The sequence below is a fragment of the Intrasporangium sp. genome, from assembly GCF_032907665.1.
In the GTDB taxonomy this organism is placed as follows: Bacteria; Actinomycetota; Actinomycetes; order Actinomycetales; family Dermatophilaceae; genus Intrasporangium.
In genome coordinates this window covers 1-25,044 of record NZ_JAJJPG010000027.1, presented here as the reverse complement: position 1 = coordinate 25,044, position 25,044 = coordinate 1, and the positions used below count along the sequence as shown (strand labels likewise).

Genomic DNA, 25,044 nt, shown 5'->3' with positions numbered 1-25,044 from the left:
GCCCGCAGTACGCGGACGGCCAGAGCGTGAAACGGCGACGAGACGGTCCGGCTGCGGGACTACCCTTGCGGATCGTGGAGGATCCGACCCTGTCGGTCGTGGCCACCGGGGCTGCGGTCGTCGCCGTTCTCGCGCTCGTCCTCGCGGTCGGCGCGCAGCTGCGCCTTGCGCGGATTCGACGTGACTTCCGGACCCTCGCCGGCGACGGCTCCACCGACATCGCGCGCGTGGCGGCGGGTCAGAATCAGCGCATCGACCGACTCGACGCCGACGTGACCCGGCTGCGGGCGCAGGTGTCGGCGGCCGAGGACGACGTTCGGCAGAGCCTGCGCAACGTCGCTGTGGTGCGCTACGACGCCTTCGGTGACATGGGCGGCCGGCTCTCCTTCTCGGCGGCCATCGTCGACGACTTCGGTGATGGCATCGTCGTCTCGTCGATCCACGCCCGTAGCGAGTCGCGGACGTATGCCAAGGGCATCGTCGGCGGCCGGTCAAGTGTCACCCTGAGTCCTGAGGAGCAGCAGGCGCTCGCCGCGGCGACGAAGGGCGAGCCGCGCTCCCTCACCCACTCCCGCCGGAAGGACGTCTCATGACGCCGCGGTCCCCGTCCGAGCTGCACCGATTCGGCTACCTCGGCCCGCGAGGGACCTTCACGCAGATGGCGCTCGATGCCTGGGACGGTGCGGCCCACCAGGAGCAGCTGCCCTTCGGGAGCGTCGACGCGGCCCTGGAGGCGTTGCGGGCGATGGAGATCGACGCGGCGATGGTGCCCATCGAGAACTCCGTCGAGGGCGGCGTGTCCGCGACGCTCGACGCGCTTGCGACGGGCGACCCGCTCGTCGTCATCGGCGAGGTCCTCGTGCCCGTGACCTTCGTCCTCTGCGCACGGGCCGGTATGCCGCTGAGCGCGGTCCGCAGCGTCGGCACCCATCCGCACGCGTGGGCCCAGGTGCGCGGCTGGATGTCGAGCCACCTCCCCGATGCGGTCTACGTCCCGACACTGTCGACGGCCGCGAGCGCGGCGAGCCTGGGTCAGCCCGGCGACGTCATGTTCGACGCTGGGGTGTGCGCCCCGGTCGCGGCCCGGAACGAGGGGCTCGAGATCCTCGCCGAGGACATCGGTGACAACACGTCGGCGGTGACGAGGTTCGTCCTCGTGTCCCGCCCCGGGACCCTCCCGGAGCCGACCGGTGCCGACAAGACCACCGTCGTGCTCTACCAGCGCGACGACCATGCCGGCGGCCTGCTCGAGCTGCTCGAGCAGTTCGCGGTTCGAGGTGTCAACATGACCCGGCTCGAGTCGCGACCGACCGGTGAGGCGATGGGCAGCTACTGCTTCTCCATCGACTTCGAGGGTCACCTCCAGGACGCCCGGGTGGGTGAGACCCTCATGGGTCTGAAGCGGGTCTGCGCCGATGTCCGCTTCCTCGGGTCGTACCCGCGCGCGGACGGCGTCCGGGCCGATGCCCGGCTCGGCACCGCCGACACCGACTTCGACGCGGCCAGGGCCTGGCTGGCGCAGCTGCGCAGCTGAGCCGACGGGCGACCGCAGCCGGGGGACCGGGGCACCCGGGGGATCGGGGCGGCTCGGCGGGCCCAGCGGCATACGGCCCGGTGGTCGGAGGGCACGCGCGAGGGGCGCTGGCCGTGACAGCCAGCGCCCCTCATGTGTCCCGCCGATCCCCTGAGCCGGTGGGACCGGCTGAGACATCGGGCTCGTTGTCCCCCCGACAACGCCCCCGTGGCGCCCGATGTCTCGCTGCCCCCGACCCTGCAGAGTCATCCCGCAGGCTCCTGATACGTCCGATATCGGAAGAGTTGCGGGCGGCCCGGACGTATCACCGGCGGCGACGTCGTGCTCTGTCGTGGGTCCAGCGGCGAGCCGAACGCGCCGCGAGCGAAGGGAGGCGGGATGAGCGACTACGTGCCGGGCCGTCTGCTCGTTGCCGGCTTCCCGCGCAGCGATGACGCACCGTGGCTCGTCGAGCTCGGGCAGGCCCTGGGCGAGCTCGGGCTGACCTTCCGGCTCACGCCGTCGAGCGTCCGACGCATCCGGCGGCTCCGGTCGACGCGCGGCCGGGCCCTGGAGCTCCTCGACGCGATGTGGGTCTCGACCGTCGTGGTCGAGGCGGCTGCAGGGAGCGGCGACGCGGGGCCCTCGAGCCGCCACCACCCGCAGGCCTGGTGGGTGATCGAGCGGCTGAGGACGAGGCGCCCTGCCCTCGCCGAGCGGCTCTCGCTCGCCGAGGTCCGACGACCCACCCGCAACACGCCCGGCAGTGCCGAACTCCCGCCGGAAATATCGAGGATGAGCAGCAGGGTTCCGGGCGTGTTGCCCGAGATGACTGGCGTGGTGCGGGAGGGGGCAGGCGGGTTGCGGGCCGCGGCGGGCGCCGAGCCCGGTGTCACGCGATGGGCACCCGAACCGTCAGTGCAGCAGGCCGCACGGAGGAGTTGATCTCGGTCGCCTGCCCGACGACGTCCCCATCGACCTGGACGGGGACCGGGCGGTCGATGCGGACCCGGATCTCACGGCACACCTTGTGGTCGAGCGTGGCGTGCCCCTTGCGCTGCCGGGTGAGGACCCGGGCGATGACCGGCGCCCACCCGACGAAACCGCGCGGTGAGGCGATGACGACATCGAGCCTCTCGTCGTCGACCCGGGCGTCCGGCATGAGGACGAGGCCCCCGAGGAGGCGGCCACAGTTGCCGATGACAACCGTCCGCGCGCGCCGCTTGAACTCCGGCTCCGAGTCGAGCCGGACCTGGGCCCGGAACTCGGGGGACACGAGGTGCTTGGCGCCCGAGAGCAGGTAGGCAGCCCACCCCACCCGCTGCTTGAGGGCCTCGTTGGTGCCACCCATGATGAGGGCGTCGAGCCCGATCCCACCCATGACGAGGAACTGCTCGGTGACGAGCTCGGTCCCCTCCACCGGGTCGCCGTGGGCGTCCATCTCACCGATGACGAGCTCGCCGACGTCGATGCGTCGATTGCGTCCCGAGAGGGCGACCCGGACCGCTTCGTCGAGGGCGTCCACGGGCAGGTCGAGGTTGCGGGCCAGGAGGTTGCCGGTGCCGGCTGGAAGGATGCCGAGTGGCGTCTCCGAACCGATGAGCGCACGAGCGACCGCGCGGACCGTGCCGTCTCCGCCCAGGCTGCACACGACATTCGCGCCCTCCGCGACCGCCCGTTGCGCCTGGCCGGTGCCCGGGTCCTGCACCGTCGTCTCGTAGAACAGGGGGTCGCCCCACCCGTTGGCGTGGCACGTCGACGTGATGCGCTCGCGGATCATCGGCAGGTCGGCGAACTTCGTCGGGTTGACCACGACTGCTGCGCGGCGGAGTGCCCGGTCCCGCTCACCGGCGCCGAACTGAGCGCGACCCGGACGCCCCCGGCGCCGCCGGAGCACCGTCGTCGAGCGGGTGGCGTTGCGCTTCGTGGTCCACATCACGAGGACCACGACCAGCGCCGCAGCGCCGATGACGATCCACGGCAGGTAGTCCTCGAGCACCCGGAGAATCTACCGGAGCGCGGGCGGCGACCTCGGCGGGTCCTACGCTGTGGGCATGAGCGACGTGAGCGCGCACCCCTCCGATCCCGGCCCCGCAACGCCCGACACCGCCGACTGGACCTGGGTCCTGACGAGGCCCTGCCCGGACTGTGGCTTCGACCCCGATGACGTGCGCCCCGAGGGCGTCACGGAGATCCTCCTCGACGCCAAGCGGCGGTATGCCGCCGTGCTTGCTCGGCCCGACGCGCGCACTCGCCCGTCGGCCGGCGTGTGGTCACCCCTCGAGTACTGCGCGCACGTGAGGGACGTCTGCGACGTCATGCGCCGCCGCCTCGAGCAGATCCTCGACGGTGGCGGCGAGCAGGTCCGGTTCGCGGACTGGGACCAGGACGCCACCGCAGCGGAGAAGGCCTACTGGCAGTCCGATCCCGCCCAGCTCCGGGTGGAGCTCGAGGCGGCATTCGACGCCGCCGCGGCAGCGTTCGACCGGCCGACGCGGGCGCAGCTCTCGTGGCCCGGGCTGCGGAGCAACGGGTCGCGGTTCACCGTGGAGTCCTTGGGCCGGTACTTCGTCCACGATGTCGTCCACCACCTGTGGGACGTGCGCGGATGACCGCGACGGGCGCCGTGGGTGCCCCGCTCCTGCCGGAGGCGCGGATACCGGATCCCCGCGAGGCACCTGCCATCCGATGGGGCATCCTCGGCCCAGGATTCATCGCCAACGAGTTCGCCACCGCCGTCGAGACCGGCACCGCATCGAGCGTCGTCGCCGTGGGCTCGCGCAGCAGGGACCGGGCGCGCGCGTTCGCGGAGCGCCACGGCGTGGTGCGGTCGTACGGCACCTACGACGAGCTCATGGCCGATGAGGACGTCGATGCCGTCTACATCGCTTCGCCGCACTCCGAGCACCACGCGCACGCCCTCCTCGCCCTCGAGGCGGGCAAGTCGGTGCTCGTCGAGAAGGCGTTCACCCGCAATGCCTCGGAGGCGCGTGCCGTGATCCGGGCCGCCACGTCTCGAGGGTTGCTCGTGGCCGAGGCGATGTGGGCGCGCTACCTGCCCCATTACGACGTCATCCGCCAGGTCGTCGACAGGGGGCTGCTCGGGGACGTCGTGCTCGTCCGCGCCGACCACTCGCAGCTGCTTCACCCTGACGGTCCGGACCGGCTGGCCGCACCGGAGCTGGCCGGCGGGGCCCTGCTCGACCTCGGCGTCTATGCCGTGTCCTTCGCGGACCACCTGCTCGGCCCGCCCGTGTCCGTCGCGGCCCGCGGCACCCTCATCGACCGTGGGGTCGACGCGACCGTCGGCGTCGTCCTGGCCTACGCCTCCGGGGCGGTCGCCGTGCTCACGAGCTCGATGCTCGCGAGGACGCCCAGTGCCGCCGAGGTCGTGGGCACGGAGGCCCGGATCGAGCTCGACGGCCCGTTCTACTCGCCGACTGCGGTGCGGCTGCTCGCCTCTGACGGGGAGGTCCTCGCCGAGCGGCCCGGCGTCCTGCCGGGGCGCATCCGGGGTTTCAGCTACCAGGCCGCCGAGTTCGCTCGCTGTCTGACGTCCGGGTGCCGCGAGTGCGACTCGATGCCGCATGCTGCGACGCTGCGGGTCATGTCGACGATGGACGAGATCAGGTCCCAGATCGGGGTGCGCTACCCCGGCGAGTGAGCGGACGCTCGCGAGGACCGAGTTCCTGGGCCGGACCTGCTCATGGTGCGGATGACAGGCGTCCCACACCGAGATGAGGAGGCCGCCGGCACCCTGCGCCAGGCAAAAACTTCTCAGGCCATGTCGATCGGTGGTCAGGCTACTCGTGGAGGGGGTGACGGCAGCGGGCAGAGGGCCCGTGCCATGTCCGAGGAGTCACCATGAACCGCACCCCCACGTCCCACACCACCTCGTCGGCGAAGTCCACGACCCAGACCGACTGGACGCCGGTCCACGTCACGCGCAGCCTGCTCGGCTGGGGCGTCGTCGCCGGTCCCTGCTACGTCCTCACCTCGGTCGCTCAGGCCCTGCTCCGTGAGGGCTTCGACGCCTCACGCCACCAGTGGAGCCTGCTCGCGAACGGTGACCTCGGCTGGGTCCAGGTGACGAACTTCCTCCTCACCGGGCTCATGCTGACGGCCTTCGCCGTCGGCCTCGGTCGTGCCCTCGCCGGAGGAGTGGGCAGCCGCTGGGCTCCGCGTCTCGCTGGGCTCTTCGGGCTGAGCATGGTCGTCGCCGGTGTCTTCCGCGCCGATCCGGCACTCGGCTTCCCGGTCGGAACCCCGGAGGGCCCCGGCGAGGTGACGACCAGTGGCCTGGTCCACTTCGCCGCGGCGGGTGTCGGCTTCATGGCGATCGCTGCGGCGTGCTTCGTCATCGCTCGACGGTTCGGCGCCGAGGGGCGGCGGGCGATGAGCCGCTTCTCCGTCGCCACTGGTGTCGTCTTCCTCGGCGGTTTCCTCTGCGTGGCCTCGGGGGCCGGCAGCGTTGCGGCGAACCTCCTCTTCACCGCCGCGGTCGTCCTCGTGTTCACGTGGGTCGCCGCGGTGGCGCGCCACTACTACCGCGAGCTCGGCGCCCTCGCCTGACATGCTGTGAATCACCTCAGGAGACAGGAGAGTTCCATGCGTTACCTCGTCATTCTCAAGGGCACCCAGCCGGCCGGCCCACCGCCAGAGGGCCTGATGGACGCGATCATGCAGCTCGGTGCGGAGGCCACCGGCTCTGGGGCCATGCTCGACAACGGCGGCCTCGCCCCCAGCGCGAGCGGTGCCCGGGTCACCGTGGCCGGTGGTGAGCTGTCGGTCATGGACGGTCCCTTTGCGGAGTCGAAGGAGTTCATCTCCTACGCCGTCTACGAGGTCCGGACGAAGGAGGAGGCTGTGGAGTGGGCCTCTCGCTTCATGAAGCTGCACCTCGACCTGTGGACGGGCTGGGAGGGCGAGTCCGAGGTCGTCAAGATCATGGGGCCTGAGGACTTCGCGCCGCCCAGCTAGACATCAGCGGGTATGCCGCTGGGCTCGCTCCCGTCGTCCCTTCCTCCCAGCGTTGACCCTCCCCGGCCGGATCGGGGAGGGTCGACCCATGTCCAGGTCCACGACGTCGAGGTCGCCCGAGGACGACCGCGCCCGTCGCACCATCGAGGCGATCTGGCGGATCGAGTCCGGGCGGCTCGTCGCCGGCCTCGCCCGCGTGACGGGTGACGTCGGGGTGGCCGAGGACCTCGCCCAGGAGGCCCTCGTCGTGGCCCTCGAGCAGTGGCCTGCCGAGGGCGTGCCGCCGAACCCGGCCGGTTGGCTCATGACGACGGCCAAGCGCCGGGCGATCGATGCGCATCGGCGGGGTGCGACGTTCGCCCGGAAGGTGGAGATCCTGCGGAGCGAGCTGACCCACGAGCCACCGGTCGACAGTGAGGAGCGCGTTGACGCCCTCGATGACCACGTCGGGGACGACCTCCTCCGGCTCGTGTTCACGGCCTGCCACCCGGTGCTCTCGCTCGAGTCCCGGGTGGCGCTCACGCTGCGGTGCCTGGCCGGCCTGTCCACGGAGGAGATCGCCCGCGCCTTCCTCGTGCCGGAGTCCACGGCGGCACAACGCATCGTGCGGGCCAAGAAGACATTGAGCGACAGGGGTGTCGCCTTCGAGCTGCCGGCTCCGGACCAGCTGTCGGAGCGGCTGTCCGCCGTCCTCGAGGTGGTCTACCTCGTCTTCAACGAGGGCTACTCGGCGACGGCTGGAGCGGACTGGACCCGGCCGGCCCTGTGCCAGGAGGCGATGCGCCTCGGGCGCGTGCTGATGGGGCTCGTCCCGGACGAGCCGGAGGTGCTCGGACTCGTCGCCCTCATGGAGCTGCAGGCGTCGCGCCTCCCTGCCCGGGTCGGCGCCGGGGGAGAGGCGGTGCTCCTGCCCGACCAGGACCGCCGCCTCTGGGATCGCCTGCTCATCCGTCGGGGACTCGAGGCGCTGTCCCGCGCCGAGCGAATGGGCAAGCCGCTCGGGCCCTACGCCCTGCAGGCGGGCATCGCGGCGTGCCATGCGCGGGCGGCGCGTCCCGAAGAGACGGACTGGGGCCGGATCGCGGCGCTCTACGAGGTTCTCGTCCAGGTCTGGCCGTCACCCGTCGTCGAGCTGAATCGGGCGGTGGCCGTGGGTTTCAGCCGGGGGCCCGAGGCGGGTCTCGCGATCGCCGACCGGATCGCGGACGCGCGACAGCTCGTCACCTATCCGCACCTGCACGCCGTTCGCGGTGACCTGCTCGCCCGTGCTGGACGGCACGAGGAGGCGGCGCAGGCCTTCAGCGAGGCCGCCGGCCTGACCCGCAACGACCAGGAGCGTGCTCTCTTCGCGAGCCGAGCGGCTGCCGAGACCCGCTCCTGAGGACGTCCGCCTGTCGTGCCGGTTTGAGTTGGCGCCCAGGCCCGGCGCCGTCACGAGGGGCGGGCGGGGAATGCGCACTTCTGCGAGCTGCCCCGGCCGCCCGCTCCTGGGCCGCTTGGGCCACCATGGGGACGTCCGACGAAGCCGTGTCGAGAACTGCCCGTGCGGTTCGACGTGCTGGTGTCAGGCACCGAGACCGAGCCCGTGAAGGGCGTCAGAACAGGAGACCGATCATGTCGTTCCAGGCCTACCTCGACACCATCGAGACCAAGACCGGCAAGACGCCGCGCGAGCTGCTGGCCGAGGCAGCCGTCAAGGGCTTCGACGCCGAGACCAAGGCTGCCGTCGTCGTGGAGTGGCTCCGAGACGACTACGGCCTCGGGCGGGGCCACGCCATGGCCTTCTTCCACGTCCTCAAGAACGGCCCGACGATCAGCGACAAGCACGTCGGCACGTCCGGCACGCACTCGGACCCCTCGACCGAGCTCCACCTCGACGGCATCGCGGCACGGTCCGTCGACCGAGCCTGAGCACATCGTCAGCTTCCGGGCTGCGTCATCCCTCGATGCCCGCGAGGAAGTCCGTGACCAGTGGGGCGATCCGGGGCAGGTCGTCCTCCAGCGCGAAGTGGCCGGTGTCGAGGAGATGGAGTGCAGCCCCCGGCACGTCGCGAAGGTAGGCGCGAGCTCCCGCTTCGGTGAAGAAGGGGTCGTTGACGCCCCAGGTGATGAGTGTCGGCGGTTGGTGGTCGCGCAACCACTTCTGCCAGTCGGGATAGGCGGTGATGTTGCGGTGATAGTCGTAGGCCAGCGCGAGCTGCGCTTGCCTGCGGCCCGGCTGGTCGAGAAAGTACTGGTCGAGGAGCCAGCCTTCCGGGGCGATGAGCTCGGGATCGGTGGTCCCGCCCTCGTATTGGGCGCGCGTTGCCTCCAACGTGAGAAGGTCCAGGATCGCCTGCTCGGCACCGGGCGTGTCGGGGGTCAGGCTGACGAAGTCACGCGCCGCGTCCGACAAGCCCTCGGCGTAGGCATTGCCGTTCTGCACGACCAGGCCGGCGATGCGTTCCGGCTGGCGCAGTGCCAGACGGAAGCCGACGGGCGCGCCGAAGTCGAAGAGATACATGGTGAAGCGATCGAGGGCCAGCCGGTCGACGAAGCCCTCGACGGTGTCGGCGAGGTGATCGAACGAGTACGCGAACCCGTCCGGGACCCGGGTGTGACCGAAACCCGGGTAGTCCGGGGCGATGAGTCGAAAGCGGGAGCCGATGGCGTCGATGAGGCGGCGAAACTGGTGTGACGCGGACGGGAAGCCGTGCAGGAGCAGGAGCGCCGGCGCGTCGGGCACGTCGGGGAGCGACTGCCGGTAGAAGACCTCCACCCCGTCGACCTCGACGCGGCGGTGGACGACCCGAGTGATCATGACGGGGACTCCTTGAGCGAAGGTGCGTGGAAGCCATGAGTTTCCCTAATGGATAGTCGAGAAGCAATATCATTAGGGGCATGACCAGTGCCCAGCCACTCATCGGGGAGCACCTCGCCTTGGACCTGGTCAACACGCGACCGTTGACCGAGGGCGGACGCGCCGACCTCCTCGGCACCCCCGAGCAGCTCGCCGCCTGGCTTGGACTCGAGCCGGAGCTCGAGGCAGAGGTTGGCGAGGCCACACCGACGGCGGCCGACGTGGCCGCTGTCCAGTTGGTGCGCACGCAGGTCGACGCCGTCGTCCAGGCCCTCTTGCGCGGCGGACCAGCGCCGCGTCCTGCCCTGCAGGCACTGACCGAGGCGCAGCGCGGGGCACCGGCCGTTCGAGAGCTGACGTGGGACGGCGCCGCCGTCATAGCGACCACCCGTCGACAGGGCACTCTCGGCGTGCGGCTGGCTGCTCGACTCGCCGAGGCCGCCGCCGACCTCCTCACCAGCCCGGCTGCGGTCCGGCTCAAGGAGTGTGAGGCCGACGACTGCGTGATGCTGTTCGTTCCGGCGCACCCTCGCCGGCGCTGGTGCTCGTCCGCGCGCTGTGGCAACCGGGTCCGAGTCTCGCGCCACTACCATCGCCACAAGCCGACCGACGCCGTCAGGAGGGACCAATAGGTGCCCGCCCAGCGGCATACCACCTGGCCCAGGGAGCTCAGGCGCCCATGATGTTGGGGTCGCGCCACGGCCGCTCGAAGGGCAACCGCCACGCGAAGGGCGCTATGAGCTGGTGGATCTGGTTCGGACCCCACGTGCCCGGCTGGTAGGGCCGGACCGGCGGGGGGTTGTCGAGCAGCGGCTGGCTGATCTCCCAGAGTCGCTCGATGCCCTCGGCCCGGGTGAAGAGGGTCGCGTCGCCGCGTGCCGCGTCGTAGATGAGCCGCTCGTAGGCCTCGAGCGCGGCGCCGGCCCAGTCGGTGTCGACCATGGAGAACTGCATCGAGAGCTTGTCGAGCGCCATCCCTGGCCCGGGCCGCTTGCCGTAGAAGGAGAGCGACATGCGCGCCCGGTCGGCGAGGTCGAAGGTGAGGTGGTCCGGTCCGTTGTCCCCGACCCCGGAGCCGGGCGGGAACATCGTGCGCGGCGGCTCCTTGAAGGCGATCGAGATGATCCGCGCGCCCTCCGAGAGCCGCTTGCCGGTCCGCAGGTAGAAGGGCACGCCCGCCCAGCGCCAGTTGTCCACGAAGCACTTCAAGGCGATGAAGGTCTCCGTCTCGGAGTCCGGCGCCACGCCTTCCTCGTCGCGGTAGCCGACGTACTGCCCGCGCACGACGTCGTGCGGGTCGAGGGCCAGCATCGAGCGGAAGACCTTGTTCTTCTCCTCGGTGATGGCGTGGGGCTCGAGTGAGGTCGGTGGTTCCATCGCGGTGAAGGCCAGCACCTGGAACAGGTGGGTCACGACCATGTCCCGGTAGGCGCCGGTCGCCTCGTAGAACTCGGCGCGCTGCTCGAGGCCCAGTGTCTCGGGCACGTCGATCTGGATGTGGTCGATGTGGTTGCGGTGCCAGATCGGCTCGAAGAGACCGTTGGCGAACCGGAACGCGAGGATGTTCTGGGCCGGCTCCTTGCCGAGGAAGTGGTCGATGCGGAAGATCTGGTCCTCGTCGAACACCTCGTGCAGCTCGGCGTTGAGCTTCTGCGCACTCTCGAGGTCGGTGCCGAAGGGCTTCTCCATGATGATCCGGCTCCGTGCGACGAGTCCGGCCTCCGCGATCTGCCGCACGACGGCCAGAGCAGCGCTTGGCGGCACGGAGAGGTAGTGCAGCCGGCGGGCGTTGGGCCCGAGGACCAGCTCCGACTCGTGGACCGCCTCGCGCAGGGCCTCGGTGCCACCCGCCCCCGGGACCCAGTGGATGCGGTCCGCGAACTCACGCAGGTCCTCGTCCGTCACCTCGCGCTGGGAGTGCTTCCGGACGGACTCGGTGACGAGGTCGAGGAACTCGTCACGGGTCAGGTCCTCGAGGCTCGTCGCGACGACCCGAAGCCCGTCGAGCAGCCGTGACTCGTGCAGGTGCAGCATCCCCGGCAGGAGCTTGCGCTTCGCCAGGTCGCCGGTGGCGCCGAAGAGGACAACGGTGGTCGCAGGCATGCCCCTACCCTGCCAGCGGCCCGCCCGCAGTGGGAGTCACCAGTGCGCGATCACTGGCGCTTGCGCCACAGCAGCACCACGGCCACCAGCCCCAGCACGCAGGGCAGGAGCTGGAGCGCCGCCAACGAGGGGGCGAGACCGACGTCGCCCGACGTGTCCCTCACCGTCAGCCCCGCGAGCGCGAGGAGCAGGGCGATCGCGAAGATGACGGGCGCCACCCACCGCACCCACGGCTTCCCGGCACGGACCGCCCAGATCATGCTGAGCCAGCTGATTGTCCCCAGCGCGCCGATGACGGACAGGATCACCAGGTAGGCGACGACGGCCGAGTCGATCTCGTCGGGTGCGTAGGCGGGGTAGGACGCCCGGATGTGGTCGGCGAGGACGTCGCCCCTGACCCGGTCGGCGAACGGGTAGACCGTGGCGACGACGGTGAGGGCCAGTCCGCCCCACAGGGCGGCAAGGGTCCCGCGCGCCGAGGTCGGCGCGGTGGTGGCGCGTACGGTCATGGCTCGTCCTTCAGATAGTCACTTTCTGTTGGACGGTCACTGTACAAACCACCTCCTGCAAGTCAAAGTCATTTAGACAGTCACTTGCTAGGGTCGGCCCCATGCCGAGCCTTCGAGAGCAGTGGCGGCGCAACGCCATGCACGTCATCCAGGAGCGCGCCCTCGACCTGTTCGACGAGCGGGGCTTCGCGGCCGTCACCATCGAGGAGATCGCTGCCGCGGCCGAGGTGTCACCGTCCTCGGTGTACCGCTACTTCGGCACCAAGGAGGGTCTGCTCGTCGCCGACGAGTTCGACACGATGGCGCCGGAGACCCTCGCCGACATCCTCGATCCGACGGACCCGGTCGACAGCCTCCTGGAGGCGGTGCTGCGCTACGAGACACCAAGCGGCTCGGGCGGCTCGGGCGGCGCCGAGGTGGAAGCCAAGGGCAGCGCGCAGGGTCGCGCCCTCACCCCGTGGCGCAGGGTGCGCTACTTCTTCACGGAGCCGTCCGTGAGGACAGCCGTCCTGGCCGCCCTCGACCGCTCCGCGCAGCGGGTTGCGCCGCTGCTCACGACCGAGGGCGGCCTGAGTCCCCAGCAGGCACGCGTGGCGGCGAACGCGGTCGCCTTCGGCTACTTCGCTGCGCTCGAGTCGTGGTTCAGCGAGGGCGGCACCCGTCCGATCGCGGACTATGTCGAGGAAGGGCTCCGACCCCTGCGCAGGATCTGGTCGCCAGTGTCGCAGCCGGAGCCACGCGCTGCACCGAGCCAAGGGGTGTAGCAGGCGCGCTCACGACGGCAGGACGGCGTCCGCCGTTGAGACCTCGACGCGGCCGTCGCCGACGTGCCACCGATGACTCAGCCGTATGCCGCTGAGCAGGCTCTCGTCGTGGCTGACCACGAGCACCGTCCCCGAGAAGGCCGCCACGGCGGCCTCGAGCTGCTCGATCGCCTCGACATCGAGATGGTTGGTCGGCTCGTCGAGGACGAGCGTGTTGACCTCGCGTCCTTGGAAGAGCGCCATGAGCGCTCGCGTCCGTTCGCCCATCGAGAGGGAGCGCGCCGGGCGGCCCACGTGGTCGGCGCCGAGGCCGAACTTCGCGAACAGCGTCCGCACGTCGGCGACCGGCCACGGTCCCCCGGACCCACGTGCCGGCCCGAGCTCGCGCCGCACGACGTCGAGCAGGGCGCAGTCATCGTCGAGGAGACGTCGCTTCTGGTCGAGGACACCGACCTCCACCCGCGCGCCGAGGGACTGCCGTCCGGAGGCCACCGGCACGCGGCCGAGGAGCGCGGACAGCAGGGTCGTCTTGCCGGACCCGTTGTCGCCGGTGACGCCGATCCGGTCTCCCCGGCCGACGACGAGGCTCAGCGGCCCGAGGACGAAGTCCCCCTGCCGAATCGTGGCCTCGGAGAGGCTGGCGACGACATCGGCCGAGGGTCGCCCCTCATTGATGGCGTAGCGCAGGTGCCACTCCCTGCGCGGCTGGTCGACGGCGTCGAGGCGCTCCGCAGCCCGTTCGAGCCGGGCGCCCTTGGCGGCCTGGCGGTCCGCCCGCGCACGGTGCTTCTCGCGGATGTGCTTGTCGGGCTCGGACCCGCCCGCCACGTTGCGCCGACCCCGGTCCGCCCAGCCCTGGCGCTGGCGGGCCTGGGCCACGAGGGAGTCCCGGGCGGTCGCGTAGGACTCGTAGGCCTCCCATGCCTGGCTGCGTCGGAGTGCGCGCTCGGCGACGAAGTCGCTGTAGGACCCGGAGTAGTGGCGGATCTGCTGCTGGTGCAGGTCGAGCTCGACGATGCCGGTGGCCACGGCGTCGAGGAAGTGACGATCGTGGCTGGCGATGAGGACCGGCCCGGTGTGCGACCGCACGAACTCCGCCATGAGGTCGAGGCCGCGGGCGTCGAGGTTGTTCGTCGGCTCGTCGAGCAGGAGGACGTCGTAGTGGCTGAGGAGTACGGCGACCAGGGACGCGCGTGCCGCCTGCCCACCGGACAGGGAACCGAGGGGGCGGTCGGGGTCGACGTCGAGGCCGACTCTCGCCGCGACGGCCGGCAGCCGTTCCTCGAGGTCAGGGCCAGCGAGGGCGAGCCACCGCTCGAGGGCACGGGCGTAGCGGTCCGCGCTCAGCGGTATACGGTCAGAGTCCGGGTCGGCGGCGAGGGCGGCTGTGGCCGCCTCGAGCTCGACCTCGGCAGCGGTCACCCCGGTGCGTCGTCGGGCATAGCCGAGCAGCGTCTCCTCGGGGTCGGGAAGGACCTGCGGGAGCCAGGCGATCGTCGTGGCGCGGGGGGCGAGGTGGATCGAGCCGTGCTCGATCGGCAGCTCGCCGACGATCGTCCGCATGAGGGTCGACTTGCCCGACCCGTTGGGGCCCACGACGGCGATGACGTCGCCGTCGGCGAGGGTGAGGTCGAGACCGGAGAAGAGCGTGCGTGCGCCGAAGGCGACGTCGAGGTCGGCGATGGTCAGCAGGGATGGCATGGGAGGTCCTGGGGTCGCGAGATGAGCGGGCTCGGAGCTCAGGAGATCCACACGAGACCAGACGTTATGACGCGAGATGTCGTGGCGTCCAGCGACTTTCAGGCGGCGCGCCGGCGGCCTTGACGGGGGTTGCGGAGATGCCCGGAGGAGCCGTCAGCGGAGGACGGCCGGGCAGTCACCCTCGCGCAGCACGCGCCGCTGGGTCGGCCTGGCCTCCTCGTAGCGCGCGCGGCCGGCGTCGGTGATCTGCGCGAAGACCGCGCGGCGGTCGTCCCGGCAGGAGGTCCGGGCCACGAGGTCGTCCGCCTCGAGGCGGGTGACGAGCCGCGAGAGGGCGCTCTGGGTCAGGTGGGCCCGCTCGCCGAGACTGGCCATCTTCAGCCGCCCGTCGGGTGCGAGGAACAGCTGCTGGAGCACCTCGAACTCGCTCGCGGACAGGCCGTGGGCAGTGCCCAGCTCGCGATCGAGGGTGCAGGTGAGGCGCTGGTAGCGACCCATGAGGTCGTGCCACGCCGCCGCGAGCTCGTCATCGGTGGGCTTGGCCATGAGCCCATGGTACGACGCGTGTGCATAAGATGTCTGTGCATTAATTGCTTGTGCATCATATGCATGTGCATGCATAGTGACCGCCATGACCTCCTCCACACTGACTGCCCCGCCGCGGGAGACCCCGCTGCTCGTCGACGACTCCCGAGGCTGGAGCCGCAGGACGTGGATGCTCCTGCTCGTCCTCTGCAGCGCCGTCTTCCTCGACGCCCTCGACATCTCGATGGTCGGTGTCGCCCTGCCGTCCGTCGGCGCCGACCTCGGAATGGACCCGGCCGCCCTGCAGTGGATCGTCAGCGGCTACGTCCTCGGCTACGGCGGCCTGCTCCTCCTCGGCGGGCGGGCCTCGGACCTCCTCGGCCGGCGCCGCGTCTTCCTCGTCGCCGTCCTCGTCTTCGGCCTCGCCTCCGTCGTCACGGCCCTGCTCAGCCACGATGTCGCCATCATCGCGCTCCGGTTCATCAAGGGCGTCGCCGCCGCCTTCACCGTGCCGGCCGGCCTCTCGATCATCACGACGACCTTCGCCGAGGGCCCGGCCCGCAACCGGGCCCTGTCGATCTACACCGTCTCCGGTGCGAGCGGCTTCTCCCTCGGACTCGTCTTCGGTGGCCTGCTCACCGAGCTCGGATGGCGAGCGACCTTCCTCCTGCCCGGCCCCGTCGCGCTCGCGATCGTGGCCCTCGCCTGGCGCGTCGTGCCCCGAGTCTCGGTCCCGGCCTTCCGCCTCCGCGACTTCGACCTCCTCGGCGCCCTGACCGTGACCGGGGGCTTGCTGCTCACCGTCTTCACCGTCGTCGAGGCTCCGGGCCGAGGCTGGACGAGCCCGGCCACCGTCGGGTCCGGCACGCTCGCGCTCGCCCTCCTCGTCGCCTTCGTCGTCACCGAGCTGCGCCACCCGCAGCCGCTCGTGCGACTCGGCATCCTGCGCTCGCCGTCCCTCGTGCACGCCAACATCGCCGGGGCCGTCATGTTCGGCTCCTACGCGGCCTTCCAGTTCCTCGTGACGCTCTTCCTCCAGGACACCCTGGGGTGGTCGCCGCTGGCGATGGCGCTCGCCTTCCTCCCCGGTGGTCTCATCGTCGTCCTCAGCTCGGTCCACATCGACCGCCTGCTCGACCTGGTCCGCACCGAGATCCTCATCGGTGTCGGCCTGACGTCCTTCTTCCTCGGCTATCTGCTCTTCTTCCGCGTCGATCTCGACCTGTCCTACGCCGCCGTGCTCCTACCCACCATGCTCCTCGTCGGTGCCGGCTTTGCGATCTCCTTTCCCTCGGTCAACGCACAGGCGACCGCAGGCGTCGTCGACGACGAGCAGGGCCTCGCCGGAGGGCTGGTCAACACGTCGATCCAGGTCGGCGGGGCCATCATGATGGCCGTCGTCACGGCCGTGCTCGCCAGTCGGGCCGGAGACCCGGGCAGCGGGCCGGCGGCCGCGCTCACCGGACTCCACGCCGGTCTCCAGGTCATCGTCGGCCTCACCGTGGTCGGCGTGCTCATCTCCGCGTGGATGCTGCTCCGGCGCCAGCGGTTCCCCCGCGTCGAGGCCGTTCTCCAGGAGGTGGACTGAGGGTCGAGGGCTCGGGACAGGGCGGGGGGCCGCGACGCCCTCCACGGCGCGCCCGCACCTTCGATTCACGAGAACTTCACGGCTAGTGCCGTCGCCCAGAGGGTGACGGCCCTAGCGTGGGACCATGCGCACGCGCCCTCGACTCACCCGTCTCCTCGCAGCGAGCGTGGCCGCTGCGACCGCCGCGATCGGCCTCGCCGCCGCGCCCGCAGCCCTGGCCGGACCGGCCGACTCACAGTCGGCCGGTCCGGCCGATGCTCTCGGGAGGCCCGACATGGAGGTCCGCTTCGCGACGTTCAACGCCTCGCTCAACCGCAACATGGCCGGCCAGCTCGTCACCGACCTGTCGACCCCACACAACGCCCAGGCCAAGGCCGTCGCGGAGATCATCCAGCGGACCAGCCCCGACGTGCTGCTCGTCAACGAGTTCGACTACGACGAGGGCGGCGTCGCGGCTGACCTCTTCCGGGAGAACTACCTCGAGGTCCCGCAGAACGGCGCCGACCCGGTCGAGTACCCGTACTCCTTCGTGGCGCCGTCCAACACCGGCATCCCCAGTGGCCACGACCTCAACAACGACGGTGTCGTGGGCGGACCCGACGACGCCTTCGGCTTCGGGTTCTTCCCCGGCCAGTACGGCATGGTCGTCTACTCGAAGTACCCCATCGTCGACGACGCGGTCCGGACGTTCCAGCACTTCCTCTGGAAGGACATGCCCGGCAACCTCATGCCCACCGAGTTCTACTCGTCCGAGGAGCAGGACGTCCTGCGCCTGTCGAGCAAGTCGCACTGGGACGTGCCCGTCTCGATCGGGAAGCGGACTGTGCACTTCCTCGTCAGCCACCCCACGCCGCCGACCTTCGACGGCGCGGAGGACCGCAACGGAAGACGCAACAACGACGAGATCCGCTTCTGGGCGGACTACATCGGCTCGCCCGCCCGCTCCGCCTACATCTACGACGACGACGGTGGGACAGGCGGTCTCAAGCCCGGTGAGCTGTTCGTCATCGCCGGCGACCAGAACTCCGACCCCCACGACGGCGACTCCGTCGAGGGCTCGATCGAGGCGCTGCTGAACCATCCCCGGATCAACACGTCCGTGACACCGTCGAGCGAGGGCGGCGTCGAGGCCAGCCTGCTCCAGGGCGGAGCCAACCTCGCCCACGAGGGCGACCCGGCCCACGACACGGCCGACTTCAACGACAATCCCGCCCCCGGCAACCTCCGAGCCGACTACGTCCTGCCGAGCAGGGCGCTGCGGATCCTCGACGCCGGGGTCTTCTGGCCGGTCCGGGCCGACCCGCTGTCCCGGCTCACGGGGACCTTCCCCTTCCCCTCCAGCGACCACCGTCTCGTGTGGGTCGACGTGCGCCTGCCGCACCACCGCTGACGGCGGACGACAACCCAGCACGTATGCCGCTGGGCTCGGTCGCGCGACCGAGCCCAGCGGCATACGGCGTGGATCTCGAGCCCGGGAACGCCGCCCTCCACGGCTTCGACCCTGACCCGCTCTCAGGGTCGTCTACGACTCGAGTAGGGGTCGGATCAGGCTCATGACGGATGTGCTCGACCGAACTCGTCCGGAAGGGTGGTCCCCATGATCCAGATCGACCGACTGACCAAGCGCTACGGACCCTTCACGGCCGTCGACGACATCTCGTTCGAGGTGAATCCCGGCCAGGTGACCGGCTTCCTCGGCCCCAACGGCGCGGGGAAGTCCACCGCCATGCGCATCATGGCCGGCCTGACACCCGCCACCTCCGGCACCGCAACGGTGCTCGGCCGGGCGTATGGGCACCTGCCCAACCCCGGCCGCCACGTCGGCGTCCTCCTCGACGCCTCCGCCCAGCACGCCGGCCGCACGGGCCGCGAGGTCCTCACACTGGGGGCCATCATGATGGGCGTCGACCGCAAGAGGGTCGACGAGATGATCGACCTCGTGGGCCTCACCGACAAGGAGGCCGCGCGCCGCGTCCGCAACTACTCGCTCGGGATGCGACAGCGCCTCGGGATCGCGCACGCGCTCCTCGGCGACCCGGAGGTGCTCATCCTCGACGAGCCCGCCAACGGCCTCGACCCGGCTGGGATCCGCTGGATGCGTGACCTGCTCCGCGGCTACGCCAACCGAGGCGGAACCGTGCTGCTCAGCTCCCACCTGCTCAACGAGATCGAACGGGTGGCCGATGAGATCATCGTCATCGGCAACGGTCGGATCGTCGCCCAGGGCACGAAGGACGAGCTGCTCTCCGGTGTCGGCACCTTCGTGCGGTCCACGGACGACGCCGCGCTCGAGGCTGCGCTGGCCCTCGAGGACGTCGCCGTCACCCGGTCGACGACCGGCGGGCTGCACGTCGACGCCGAGCCGATGACCGTCGGCCAGGCGGCAGCCTCCGCCGGCATCGCCCTCATCGAGCTGCGGTCCGGGGACAGCCGCGGCCTCGAGGAGATGTTCCTCGAGCTCACCGCCGCGACGGCACGCGAGGAGGTGGCGGCATGAGCGCCACGACGACCACCGCCAACAGCACGGGCGGCGCTGCGGCCGGTCCGGTCATCTCCTCGAGGGCCGAGTCCGCCCTCCCCACGGTCGCGCGGATCCCCGACCGCATTCCGGGCGAGCGGCCGACTGCAGGGGTGCCCTTCCTGCGGCTCCTCGGCGTCGAGCTGCGCAAGATGCTCGACACCCGGGCCGGTCGCTGGCTCATCATCGGCATCGGCGCGATCATCGCCATCGCGCTGACGATCATGTTCTTCAACAACGGCGGCGACCACTCCTTCGGCATGTACCTCCAGACGACGACGATGCCGATGGCGATCCTGCTGCCGATCGTCGGGATCCTCGCGGTGACCTCCGAGTGGTCCCAGCGCACCGGGCTCGTGACCTTCGGTCTGGAGGCCCGGCGCAGCAGGGTGGCGTTCGCGAAGACGCTCGGGGCGCTGGTCGTCGGAGTCGCGGCCTTCGCGACCGCCATGGTGCTCGCGGCAGCAGCCCATCAGGCCGCCATCACCCTCCGCGGCATCGAGGGCAGCTGGTCGATCGACGGTCTCGCACTGCTGGGAGCGGCCGGCTACGTCCTGCTCGGTCTGCTCCAGGGTGTCGCCTTCGGCATGCTCTTCAAGAACACCCCCGCCGCGATCGTCGTCTACTTCGTCCTCCCGTCGGCGTGGTCGATCCTCGGCGACCTGGTCAGCTGGCTCCAGGAGGCCGCGAGCTGGCTGGACATGAACCGCACGATGCAGCCGCTCTTCGAGGGCTCGTTGACGGGGGAGCAGTGGGCTCAGCTCGGTGCCTCGGTGGGTCTCTGGGTGGCACTCCCGCTCGCCGCGGGTCTCTGGCTGCTCCGCCGGGCCGAGGTCAAGTAGCCCAGACCCGACGGCAGCTCTCGACCCCCGACGCAACACACCCGGCAATCGAGAACTCACCGCGAAATATCGGTGGTGAGTTGCGAGGTGCCGGGTGTGTTGCTGTGGCGGGCGCGGAGGTGCGGCCGGCGGGTCACGGGGTCGGGACGGTGAAGCCGTAGGGCAGCTCGAGCCGGTGCCGGGCCATCAGGTCCGCGTCGCCGAGCAGCTGCCTCGTCGGGCCGTCCGCCGCGATGACCCCACCGGAGAGGACCACGGCACGCTCGCACAGCTCGAGGGCATAGGGCAGGTCGTGCGTGACCATGAGGACGGTGACGTCGAGGGACCGGATGATGTCGGCGAGCTCGCGGCGGGAGGCCGGGTCGAGATTCGACGAGGGTTCGTCGAGCACGAGGACCTCGGGATCCATGGCGAGCACCGTCGCCACCGCGACCCTGCGCCGTTGCCCGAAGGACAGGTGGTGTGGCGGCCGGTCCGCGAACTCGGCCATGCCCACGAGCTCGAGGGCGTGCCGGACGCGGGCGTCGAGCTCATCTCCCCGCATCCCGAGATTGGCCGGGCCGAAGGCCACGTCGTCGCGCACCGTGGGCATGAAGAGCTGGTCGTCGGGGTCCTGGAAGACGACCCCGACGCGCCGTCGGATCTCGCCGAGGTTGCCCTTGGTCACCGGCAGGCCCGACACGGTGACCGTGCCGGCTCCCGCGGTGAGGATCCCGTTGAGGTGCAGGACCAGGGTCGTCTTGCCTGCCCCGTTGGGTCCGAGGAGGGCGACACGCTCACCCCGCGCCACCGAGAGGTCCACGCCGAAGAGGGCCTGGTGCCCGTCCGGGTAGGCGAAGGCCAGCCCGCGCACCTCGAGCGTCGGCGCGCTCATCGCGCCACCAGTGCAGTCACGCTCACCAGAGCGGACACAGAGGGCAGTATGCCGCTGAGGGCCCACTGCGCCCCCGTGGCGGTGAGCGGTCGGAGCGTCGGCAGCCGGCCTGTATACCCCCGCGACAGCATCGCCAGGTGGACGCGCTCGCCGCGCTCGTAGGAACGGATGAAGAGCGCGCCGAGCGTCGCCCCGAGCGCCGGCCACTGGCGCACCGATCGTGCGCGGAACCCTCTCGACTCACGAGCGACCCGCATCCGGCCGAGGTCCGCGGCGACCACCTCGGTGTAACGGAGCATGAAGCTCATGATCTGCACGAGCGGCTGGGGCAACCGGAGCTTCTCGAAGCCGGCCACGATGTCGCGGGCCTCGGTCGTCGCGGCGAGCAGGAGGGAGGCGAGGACGCCGAGCGTCCCCTTCGCCAGCAGGGCTCCAGCGGCCTCCAGGCCGGACTGGGACACCTCGACCGGCCCGATCGACGTCCGGCTCCCCGTTGCCACGAAGGGCAGGACCAGGGCGAAGACGACGAAGGGGACCTCGATGACCATGCGCCTGGCCAAGTGCCCGAAGGGGACTCGCGAGACGACGACCGCGGCAACGAGCGCGAGGAGGTGAGCGGCATACGGCCAGAAGACGCCGCGGGGGGTGGCGACGACGGCGAGGACGTAGACGACGAGCGTGACGATCTTGACGTGCGACGGGAGCCGGTGGACGAAGGAGTGGCCGTGGTAGTGGAGGGCATGGCCGTGGGGGGCGCCCATCGGCTCAGCTGTCCCCGACCGGTCCGACGTCGGGCGGGTCGGCCGGGCCTGACCGGTCCCGTCGCCGCAGCACGAGGAGCAGGCCGCCCATGACGACGCCCGTGGCGACGACCCCGATGACGCCGGCGAGACCGCCCGAGAGCCGCTCGTCCTCGACGCCTTCGGTCCGGTAGTCGGCGAGCGGCCCCCCAGCGGTGCCGTGCTCCTGCGCCGTCTGCGCGAACCCCTCTGTCTCAGCGACGTGCTCGAGCCCGTCCGGATTGCTCGAGGCGTACCACGAGAGGACCCCGGCGACGAGCAGGCTGACGACGAGGGTGAGGACGGCAAAGCGTCGCGTGCTCATGCGCCGGCCCCTTCGCGGATCTCGAGGGGGCGTCCGCCGACGAGGTCCCGGGCGCCCGCGACGAGATCGGGTCGCACCGCGACGACCGAGCCGACGACGAGGGCCGTGATGAGGGCCTCGCCGATCCCGATGAGCGCGTGCCACGAGAGCATGGCGGTGAGGACCGAGCCCAGCGGGATCTCCGCCTGGCCCCCGACCGCGAAGAGCGCGACGAACGTGGCGGCTGCGGCGGGGACGCTGACGAAGGCGCCGATCCCTGCAGCCAACGGCGCTGACGAGGTGCGCCGGGGGAGGAACGCCTGCGCGGCGCGGAAGCCGAACCAGCCGACCCAGACGCCGACCAGCCCCATGAGGACGACGTTGGTGCCGAGGGCGGTGATGCCACCGTCGGCGAAGAGGAACGCCTGGACGATGAGGACGACCGCCAGTGCGAGTGTGGCGAGCCACGGGCCGGCGAGCACCGCCGCGAGTGCACCGCCGAGCAGGTGGCCGGAGGTGCCGGCACCGACGGGGAAGGTGATCATCTGCCCGGCGAAGACGAAGACGGCGACGAGCCCGGCGATGGGTGTGGTCCGCTCGTCGAGGTCACGGCGGGCGCCGTGCAGGGCCGCCGCCACTCCGGCGGTCGCGACGACGGCAGTCGCGACGGAGGTCGGGACGTCGAGGAAGCCGTCGGGCACGTGCATGACGGCAGTCTAGTGCCAGATGCGACATCATCGCATGTGGTGTTCGACGGTGGCTGACAGCTCGGAGCTCGCCCGGGTCGGCTGGGCCGACCCCCAGGGGACGAGCGCAAGCCGGCGGTCGCGAGCGTCGGCCAGCACAGCACAGAGCTCCGCCACGGGCACCACGCCCTGGAAGCCCGCCGCCACGTCCGTGACCTGAACCGCGCCCCGCGCTGCCTCCGCGGCGCCGACCACCGCGATGATCGCGTCGCGCTGCTCGCGGGAGCGCCGGATCCTCGCGCCGAGGGAACCGTCCGGGACGACCTGGACGCGCAGCCCCCGACCGGCCAGCTCGTCGCGCAGCGCGTGCGCCGGACCATCCTGGGCGTCGCCCACGGGGAGGATCGCGACCTGCACGGGCGACAGCCACAACGGCAGCCGACCGTTGTGGCGCTCGAGCAGGGACGCGGTGACCCGCTCCATGCTCCCCACCGTCCCCCGATGGATCATGACGACCCGGTGGCGCTCGCCGTCGGCCCCGTCGTAGGTGAGGTCGAACCGCTCCGGCTGGTTGAAGTCGAGCTGGACCGTGGCGATGGACTCCTCGTGGCCGCGGTCGTCACGCACCTGGAGGTCGAGCTTCGGGCCGTAGAAGGCGGCCTCGCCCGGGACGGCCACGAGCTCGAGGTCGTGACCGGCGAGAACGCCCGCGGCGGCCTCGGACAGCGCGACCTGCGCGGCCTCCCACTGCTCGGCGGTGCCGAGCCACCCGTCGCCGTCGTCACGGAGGGACAGCCGGACGTGGTCGACGGGAAGGCCGAGGATCGACTGGGCTCGGAGGGCGGTCCGAAGGGCCTGTGCGGCCTCGGCCGCGACCTGGTCGGGACGGCAGAAGACGTGCGTGTCGTCGAGGCTGATCTGCCGCACCCGGGTGAGTCCCGAGAGCACGCCCGACCGCTCCGCTCGGAACATCGGGGCGAGCTCGTTGAGACGGATCGGCAGCTCGCGGTAGGAGTGGCGGGTGGCCGCATAGATGAGGGCGTGGTGTGGGCAGTTCGCAGGCCGCAGCATGACCTCCTCCTCGCCCAGGGGCATCGGCGGGAACATGTCGTCCGCGAACTTGGCCAGGTGCCCCGACCGCTCGAAGAGGGCGCGCTTGCCGAGAACCGGCGAGTACACATCGACACAGCCGTCGGCATGGGCCAGGTCCTTGGCGAGCCGCTCCAGCTCGGCCCGGATGACCGCACCCGCGGGCAGCCACAGGGGCAGGCCGGCGCCGGCGAGCGCGTCCGTCGCGAAGATGTGCATCGCGCGGCCGAGCTCGCGGTGATCGGCTCGCGCAGGCCGTGACGGCGCGGGGACGTCGTCGACCGCGCTCCCGCGGTCGGAGTGGTCAGGTCTCATCGTGGGCTCCTCTTCTGAGCCCGGAACCGCCGGCCGTGACATGTCGAACGCCCCGGAGTCGGCTCCGGGGCGTTCGGTGCGTGCTGGTCGGGGTCTCGATCAGGGCAGCGGACGGGCGCCGGAGGTCTCCGGCGTCGTCGTGTGCTGAACGAGGTGCATGTCACCACCGTACCGCGGGGCCGCCCAGGGCTGTCACGGTGATTTCTCCCGTCACGACCGCTCCACGTGCGGTGCCCGCGTTGGGCAAACACGGTCGTGAGCGGCATACGGGCGCCGATAGGCTGGCGCCGTGATCGACATCAAGCTCCTGCGCGACGACCCCGATCGGGTTCGCGCCTCGCAACTGGCCCGTGGAGAGGACCCGGGGATCGTGGACGCGATCCTCGCTGCCGACGAGCGTCGGCGCTCCTCCCTCGGCGAGTTCGAGGCACTGCGCGCGGAGCAGAAGGCGGTGAGCAAGGACGTCGGCGCGGCGATGGCGGCGTTCCAGAGGGCGAAGAAGGCGGGTGCCGACGACGCCGGCGACCTCGAGGCCGCGGCGCACGCCGCCCGCACGAAGGCCGCTCAGCTCAGCGACAAGGTGAAGGCGCTCGAGTCGATGGCCGACGAGGCGGAGGCGGAGTTCACCCGGCTGCTGCGCCAGGTCGGCAACGTCATCATCGACGGCGTCCCCCACGGCGGCGAGGACGACTACGTCGTCCTGGAGACGGTCGGCACGCCGCGGGACTTCGCGGCAGAGGGGTTCGAGCCCCTCGACCACCTCGCGCTCGGCGAGCGCCTCGGGGCGATCGACATGGAGCGCGGCGCAAAAGTGGCCGGCGCGCGGTTCTACTACCTCACCGGCGTCGGCGCCCTCCTCGAGCTCGCCGTGCTCAACCTCGCGATGGCCCAGGCCACGGCGGCGGGGTTCACTCCGATGATCACGCCGACGATGGCGCGCCCGGAGATCATGCTCGGCGCGGGCTACATCGACAGCCACGTCGAGGAGGTCTACCACCTCGACGCCGACGACCTCTACCTCACCGGCACCTCTGAGGTGGCGCTGGCGGGCTATCACGCCGACGAGATCATCGACCTGTCGGCCGGGCCCAGGCGGTATGCCGGGTGGTCGGCCT

The 25,044-nt window shown here is 71.1% G+C and carries 26 protein-coding genes and 1 pseudogene; 16 read left to right on the top strand and 11 right to left on the bottom strand.

What is annotated here, in order from left to right; all coding sequences use genetic code 11:
* Positions 1-74 precede the first annotated feature (74 nt).
* The 3 genes from LOY02_RS06445 to LOY02_RS06435 all read left to right on the top strand — a co-directional run bounded on the left by LOY02_RS06445 (position 75) and on the right by LOY02_RS06435 (position 2,458).
* Entirely contained in the window at positions 75-593 is a 519-nt protein-coding gene (locus LOY02_RS06445) for a DUF4446 family protein (RefSeq protein ID WP_317181512.1), read from the top strand.
* Positions 590-1,534, top strand: a complete 945-nt coding sequence (pheA, locus tag LOY02_RS06440) for a prephenate dehydratase (RefSeq protein ID WP_317181511.1) — start codon at positions 590-592, stop codon at positions 1,532-1,534. Before LOY02_RS06445 ends, pheA begins: the two co-directional genes overlap by 4 nt.
* A 378-nt stretch (positions 1,535-1,912) precedes the next feature.
* Positions 1,913-2,458, top strand: coding sequence for a hypothetical protein (locus LOY02_RS06435; protein ID WP_317181510.1), 546 nt, complete (start codon positions 1,913-1,915; stop codon positions 2,456-2,458).
* Here the strand turns inward: LOY02_RS06435 and LOY02_RS06430 are convergent.
* The gene (locus tag LOY02_RS06430) at positions 2,406-3,512 is read right to left on the bottom strand and encodes a diacylglycerol/lipid kinase family protein (protein ID WP_317181509.1); all 1,107 of its coding nucleotides are present in this window, start codon (positions 3,510-3,512) and stop codon (positions 2,406-2,408) included. The genes LOY02_RS06435 and LOY02_RS06430 overlap by 53 nt on opposite strands.
* Before the next feature lie 55 nt (positions 3,513-3,567).
* Here LOY02_RS06430 and LOY02_RS06425 point away from each other — a divergent pair, with 55 nt between their 5' ends.
* The 6 genes from LOY02_RS06425 to LOY02_RS06400 all read left to right on the top strand — a co-directional run bounded on the left by LOY02_RS06425 (position 3,568) and on the right by LOY02_RS06400 (position 8,404).
* Positions 3,568-4,125, top strand: coding sequence for a DinB family protein (locus tag LOY02_RS06425; RefSeq protein WP_317181508.1), 558 nt, complete (start codon positions 3,568-3,570; stop codon positions 4,123-4,125).
* Complete coding sequence (locus LOY02_RS06420) at positions 4,122-5,177, top strand: Gfo/Idh/MocA family oxidoreductase (protein WP_317181507.1); 1,056 nt, start codon at positions 4,122-4,124, stop codon at positions 5,175-5,177. The genes LOY02_RS06425 and LOY02_RS06420 overlap by 4 nt, the downstream gene beginning before the upstream one ends.
* Positions 5,178-5,377: 200 nt before the next feature.
* Positions 5,378-6,085: a DUF998 domain-containing protein gene (locus LOY02_RS06415; protein ID WP_317181506.1), complete on the top strand. Its 708-nt coding sequence runs from the start codon at positions 5,378-5,380 to the stop codon at positions 6,083-6,085.
* A gap of 36 nt (positions 6,086-6,121) precedes the next feature.
* A complete protein-coding gene (locus LOY02_RS06410) occupies positions 6,122-6,493 on the top strand; it encodes a YciI family protein (RefSeq protein WP_317181505.1) in 372 nt (123 codons plus the stop codon).
* Between the two features lie 88 nt (positions 6,494-6,581).
* Complete coding sequence (locus tag LOY02_RS06405; RefSeq protein WP_317181504.1) at positions 6,582-7,874, top strand: RNA polymerase sigma factor; 1,293 nt, start codon at positions 6,582-6,584, stop codon at positions 7,872-7,874.
* A 233-nt stretch (positions 7,875-8,107) separates the two neighbouring features.
* Positions 8,108-8,404 (top strand): DUF4287 domain-containing protein, encoded by a 297-nt coding sequence (locus tag LOY02_RS06400; RefSeq protein WP_317181503.1) that lies wholly within the window; start codon positions 8,108-8,110, stop codon positions 8,402-8,404.
* A gap of 25 nt (positions 8,405-8,429) precedes the next feature.
* Here LOY02_RS06400 and LOY02_RS06395 read toward each other — a convergent pair whose 3' ends face one another.
* Positions 8,430-9,293, bottom strand: coding sequence for an alpha/beta hydrolase (locus tag LOY02_RS06395; RefSeq protein ID WP_317181502.1), 864 nt, complete (start codon positions 9,291-9,293; stop codon positions 8,430-8,432).
* A gap of 80 nt (positions 9,294-9,373) precedes the next feature.
* Here LOY02_RS06395 and LOY02_RS06390 point away from each other — a divergent pair, with 80 nt between their 5' ends.
* Positions 9,374-9,964: a CGNR zinc finger domain-containing protein gene (locus LOY02_RS06390; RefSeq protein ID WP_317181501.1), complete on the top strand. Its 591-nt coding sequence runs from the start codon at positions 9,374-9,376 to the stop codon at positions 9,962-9,964.
* Positions 9,965-10,001: 37 nt separating this feature from the next.
* Here LOY02_RS06390 and zwf read toward each other — a convergent pair whose 3' ends face one another.
* Both zwf and LOY02_RS06380 read right to left on the bottom strand, forming a co-directional pair.
* Positions 10,002-11,435: a glucose-6-phosphate dehydrogenase gene (gene zwf, locus LOY02_RS06385; protein ID WP_317181500.1), complete on the bottom strand. Its 1,434-nt coding sequence runs from the start codon at positions 11,433-11,435 to the stop codon at positions 10,002-10,004.
* A gap of 50 nt (positions 11,436-11,485) precedes the next feature.
* Positions 11,486-11,944 (bottom strand): hypothetical protein, encoded by a 459-nt coding sequence (locus LOY02_RS06380; protein ID WP_317181499.1) that lies wholly within the window; start codon positions 11,942-11,944, stop codon positions 11,486-11,488.
* A 101-nt stretch (positions 11,945-12,045) separates the two neighbouring features.
* Between LOY02_RS06380 and LOY02_RS06375 the strand changes: the two genes are divergently transcribed.
* Positions 12,046-12,708, top strand: coding sequence for a helix-turn-helix domain-containing protein (locus tag LOY02_RS06375; protein ID WP_317181498.1), 663 nt, complete (start codon positions 12,046-12,048; stop codon positions 12,706-12,708).
* 9 nt (positions 12,709-12,717) lie between these two features.
* On the opposite strand, the gene LOY02_RS06370 is transcribed toward LOY02_RS06375, so the two are convergent.
* Both LOY02_RS06370 and LOY02_RS06365 read right to left on the bottom strand, forming a co-directional pair.
* Positions 12,718-14,409: an ABC-F family ATP-binding cassette domain-containing protein gene (locus LOY02_RS06370; RefSeq protein WP_317181497.1), complete on the bottom strand. Its 1,692-nt coding sequence runs from the start codon at positions 14,407-14,409 to the stop codon at positions 12,718-12,720.
* A gap of 153 nt (positions 14,410-14,562) precedes the next feature.
* Complete coding sequence (locus LOY02_RS06365; protein ID WP_317181496.1) at positions 14,563-14,955, bottom strand: MarR family transcriptional regulator; 393 nt, start codon at positions 14,953-14,955, stop codon at positions 14,563-14,565.
* Positions 14,956-15,040: 85 nt separating this feature from the next.
* Here LOY02_RS06365 and LOY02_RS06360 point away from each other — a divergent pair, with 85 nt between their 5' ends.
* The 4 genes from LOY02_RS06360 to LOY02_RS06345 all read left to right on the top strand — a co-directional run bounded on the left by LOY02_RS06360 (position 15,041) and on the right by LOY02_RS06345 (position 19,882).
* Complete coding sequence (locus LOY02_RS06360; RefSeq protein WP_317181495.1) at positions 15,041-16,522, top strand: MFS transporter; 1,482 nt, start codon at positions 15,041-15,043, stop codon at positions 16,520-16,522.
* Positions 16,523-16,646: 124 nt separating this feature from the next.
* Positions 16,647-17,912 (top strand): endonuclease/exonuclease/phosphatase family protein, encoded by a 1,266-nt coding sequence (locus LOY02_RS06355; protein ID WP_317181494.1) that lies wholly within the window; start codon positions 16,647-16,649, stop codon positions 17,910-17,912.
* 207 nt (positions 17,913-18,119) lie between these two features.
* Complete coding sequence (locus LOY02_RS06350) at positions 18,120-19,019, top strand: ABC transporter ATP-binding protein (RefSeq protein WP_317181493.1); 900 nt, start codon at positions 18,120-18,122, stop codon at positions 19,017-19,019.
* The gene (locus tag LOY02_RS06345; RefSeq protein ID WP_317181492.1) at positions 19,016-19,882 is read left to right on the top strand and encodes an ABC transporter permease; all 867 of its coding nucleotides are present in this window, start codon (positions 19,016-19,018) and stop codon (positions 19,880-19,882) included. The genes LOY02_RS06350 and LOY02_RS06345 overlap by 4 nt, the downstream gene beginning before the upstream one ends.
* A gap of 133 nt (positions 19,883-20,015) precedes the next feature.
* Here LOY02_RS06345 and LOY02_RS06340 read toward each other — a convergent pair whose 3' ends face one another.
* Genes LOY02_RS06340 through thrS form a run of 5 tightly spaced genes read right to left on the bottom strand, consistent with a single transcriptional unit; the run spans position 20,016 to position 23,929 of the window.
* The gene (locus LOY02_RS06340) at positions 20,016-20,756 is read right to left on the bottom strand and encodes an ABC transporter ATP-binding protein (protein ID WP_317181491.1); all 741 of its coding nucleotides are present in this window, start codon (positions 20,754-20,756) and stop codon (positions 20,016-20,018) included.
* Positions 20,753-21,517, bottom strand: coding sequence for a cobalt ECF transporter T component CbiQ (gene cbiQ, locus LOY02_RS06335; protein ID WP_317181490.1), 765 nt, complete (start codon positions 21,515-21,517; stop codon positions 20,753-20,755). Before cbiQ ends, LOY02_RS06340 begins: the two co-directional genes overlap by 4 nt.
* Positions 21,518-21,521: 4 nt before the next feature.
* A complete protein-coding gene (locus LOY02_RS06330) occupies positions 21,522-21,860 on the bottom strand; it encodes a PDGLE domain-containing protein (RefSeq protein WP_317181489.1) in 339 nt (112 codons plus the stop codon).
* Complete coding sequence (locus LOY02_RS06325; RefSeq protein ID WP_317181488.1) at positions 21,857-22,546, bottom strand: energy-coupling factor ABC transporter permease; 690 nt, start codon at positions 22,544-22,546, stop codon at positions 21,857-21,859. The genes LOY02_RS06330 and LOY02_RS06325 overlap by 4 nt, the downstream gene beginning before the upstream one ends.
* A 27-nt stretch (positions 22,547-22,573) precedes the next feature.
* On the bottom strand, positions 22,574-23,929 hold the full coding sequence (thrS, locus tag LOY02_RS06320) for a threonine--tRNA ligase (RefSeq protein ID WP_317181487.1): 1,356 nt from the start codon (positions 23,927-23,929) through the stop codon (positions 22,574-22,576).
* A 289-nt stretch (positions 23,930-24,218) separates the two neighbouring features.
* On the opposite strand from thrS, the pseudogene LOY02_RS06315 reads away from it, so the two are divergent.
* Positions 24,219-25,044: pseudogene (locus tag LOY02_RS06315) on the top strand (serine--tRNA ligase); the annotation flags it as partial.

What these genes read in the sequence shown, in the direction of transcription:
- pheA (WP_317181511.1), top strand. Translation starts at nt 590, where the DNA reads ATGACGCCGCGGTCCCCGTCCGAGCTGCACCGATTCGGCTACCTCGGC.
- LOY02_RS06435 (WP_317181510.1), top strand. Translation starts at nt 1,913, where the DNA reads ATGAGCGACTACGTGCCGGGCCGTCTGCTCGTTGCCGGCTTCCCGCGC.
- LOY02_RS06425 (WP_317181508.1), top strand. Translation starts at nt 3,568, where the DNA reads ATGAGCGACGTGAGCGCGCACCCCTCCGATCCCGGCCCCGCAACGCCC.
- LOY02_RS06420 (WP_317181507.1), top strand. Translation starts at nt 4,122, where the DNA reads ATGACCGCGACGGGCGCCGTGGGTGCCCCGCTCCTGCCGGAGGCGCGG.
- LOY02_RS06415 (WP_317181506.1), top strand. Translation starts at nt 5,378, where the DNA reads ATGAACCGCACCCCCACGTCCCACACCACCTCGTCGGCGAAGTCCACG.
- LOY02_RS06410 (WP_317181505.1), top strand. Translation starts at nt 6,122, where the DNA reads ATGCGTTACCTCGTCATTCTCAAGGGCACCCAGCCGGCCGGCCCACCG.
- LOY02_RS06405 (WP_317181504.1), top strand. Translation starts at nt 6,582, where the DNA reads ATGTCCAGGTCCACGACGTCGAGGTCGCCCGAGGACGACCGCGCCCGT.
- LOY02_RS06400 (WP_317181503.1), top strand. Translation starts at nt 8,108, where the DNA reads ATGTCGTTCCAGGCCTACCTCGACACCATCGAGACCAAGACCGGCAAG.
- LOY02_RS06395 (WP_317181502.1), bottom strand. Translation starts at nt 9,293, where the DNA reads ATGATCACTCGGGTCGTCCACCGCCGCGTCGAGGTCGACGGGGTGGAG.
- LOY02_RS06390 (WP_317181501.1), top strand. Translation starts at nt 9,374, where the DNA reads ATGACCAGTGCCCAGCCACTCATCGGGGAGCACCTCGCCTTGGACCTG.
- zwf (WP_317181500.1), bottom strand. Translation starts at nt 11,435, where the DNA reads ATGCCTGCGACCACCGTTGTCCTCTTCGGCGCCACCGGCGACCTGGCG.
- LOY02_RS06380 (WP_317181499.1), bottom strand. Translation starts at nt 11,944, where the DNA reads ATGACCGTACGCGCCACCACCGCGCCGACCTCGGCGCGCGGGACCCTT.
- LOY02_RS06375 (WP_317181498.1), top strand. Translation starts at nt 12,046, where the DNA reads ATGCCGAGCCTTCGAGAGCAGTGGCGGCGCAACGCCATGCACGTCATC.
- LOY02_RS06370 (WP_317181497.1), bottom strand. Translation starts at nt 14,409, where the DNA reads ATGCCATCCCTGCTGACCATCGCCGACCTCGACGTCGCCTTCGGCGCA.
- LOY02_RS06365 (WP_317181496.1), bottom strand. Translation starts at nt 14,955, where the DNA reads ATGGCCAAGCCCACCGATGACGAGCTCGCGGCGGCGTGGCACGACCTC.
- LOY02_RS06360 (WP_317181495.1), top strand. Translation starts at nt 15,041, where the DNA reads ATGACCTCCTCCACACTGACTGCCCCGCCGCGGGAGACCCCGCTGCTC.
- LOY02_RS06355 (WP_317181494.1), top strand. Translation starts at nt 16,647, where the DNA reads ATGCGCACGCGCCCTCGACTCACCCGTCTCCTCGCAGCGAGCGTGGCC.
- LOY02_RS06350 (WP_317181493.1), top strand. Translation starts at nt 18,120, where the DNA reads ATGATCCAGATCGACCGACTGACCAAGCGCTACGGACCCTTCACGGCC.
- LOY02_RS06345 (WP_317181492.1), top strand. Translation starts at nt 19,016, where the DNA reads ATGAGCGCCACGACGACCACCGCCAACAGCACGGGCGGCGCTGCGGCC.
- LOY02_RS06340 (WP_317181491.1), bottom strand. Translation starts at nt 20,756, where the DNA reads ATGAGCGCGCCGACGCTCGAGGTGCGCGGGCTGGCCTTCGCCTACCCG.
- cbiQ (WP_317181490.1), bottom strand. Translation starts at nt 21,517, where the DNA reads ATGGGCGCCCCCCACGGCCATGCCCTCCACTACCACGGCCACTCCTTC.
- LOY02_RS06330 (WP_317181489.1), bottom strand. Translation starts at nt 21,860, where the DNA reads ATGAGCACGCGACGCTTTGCCGTCCTCACCCTCGTCGTCAGCCTGCTC.
- LOY02_RS06325 (WP_317181488.1), bottom strand. Translation starts at nt 22,546, where the DNA reads ATGCACGTGCCCGACGGCTTCCTCGACGTCCCGACCTCCGTCGCGACT.
- thrS (WP_317181487.1), bottom strand. Translation starts at nt 23,929, where the DNA reads ATGAGACCTGACCACTCCGACCGCGGGAGCGCGGTCGACGACGTCCCC.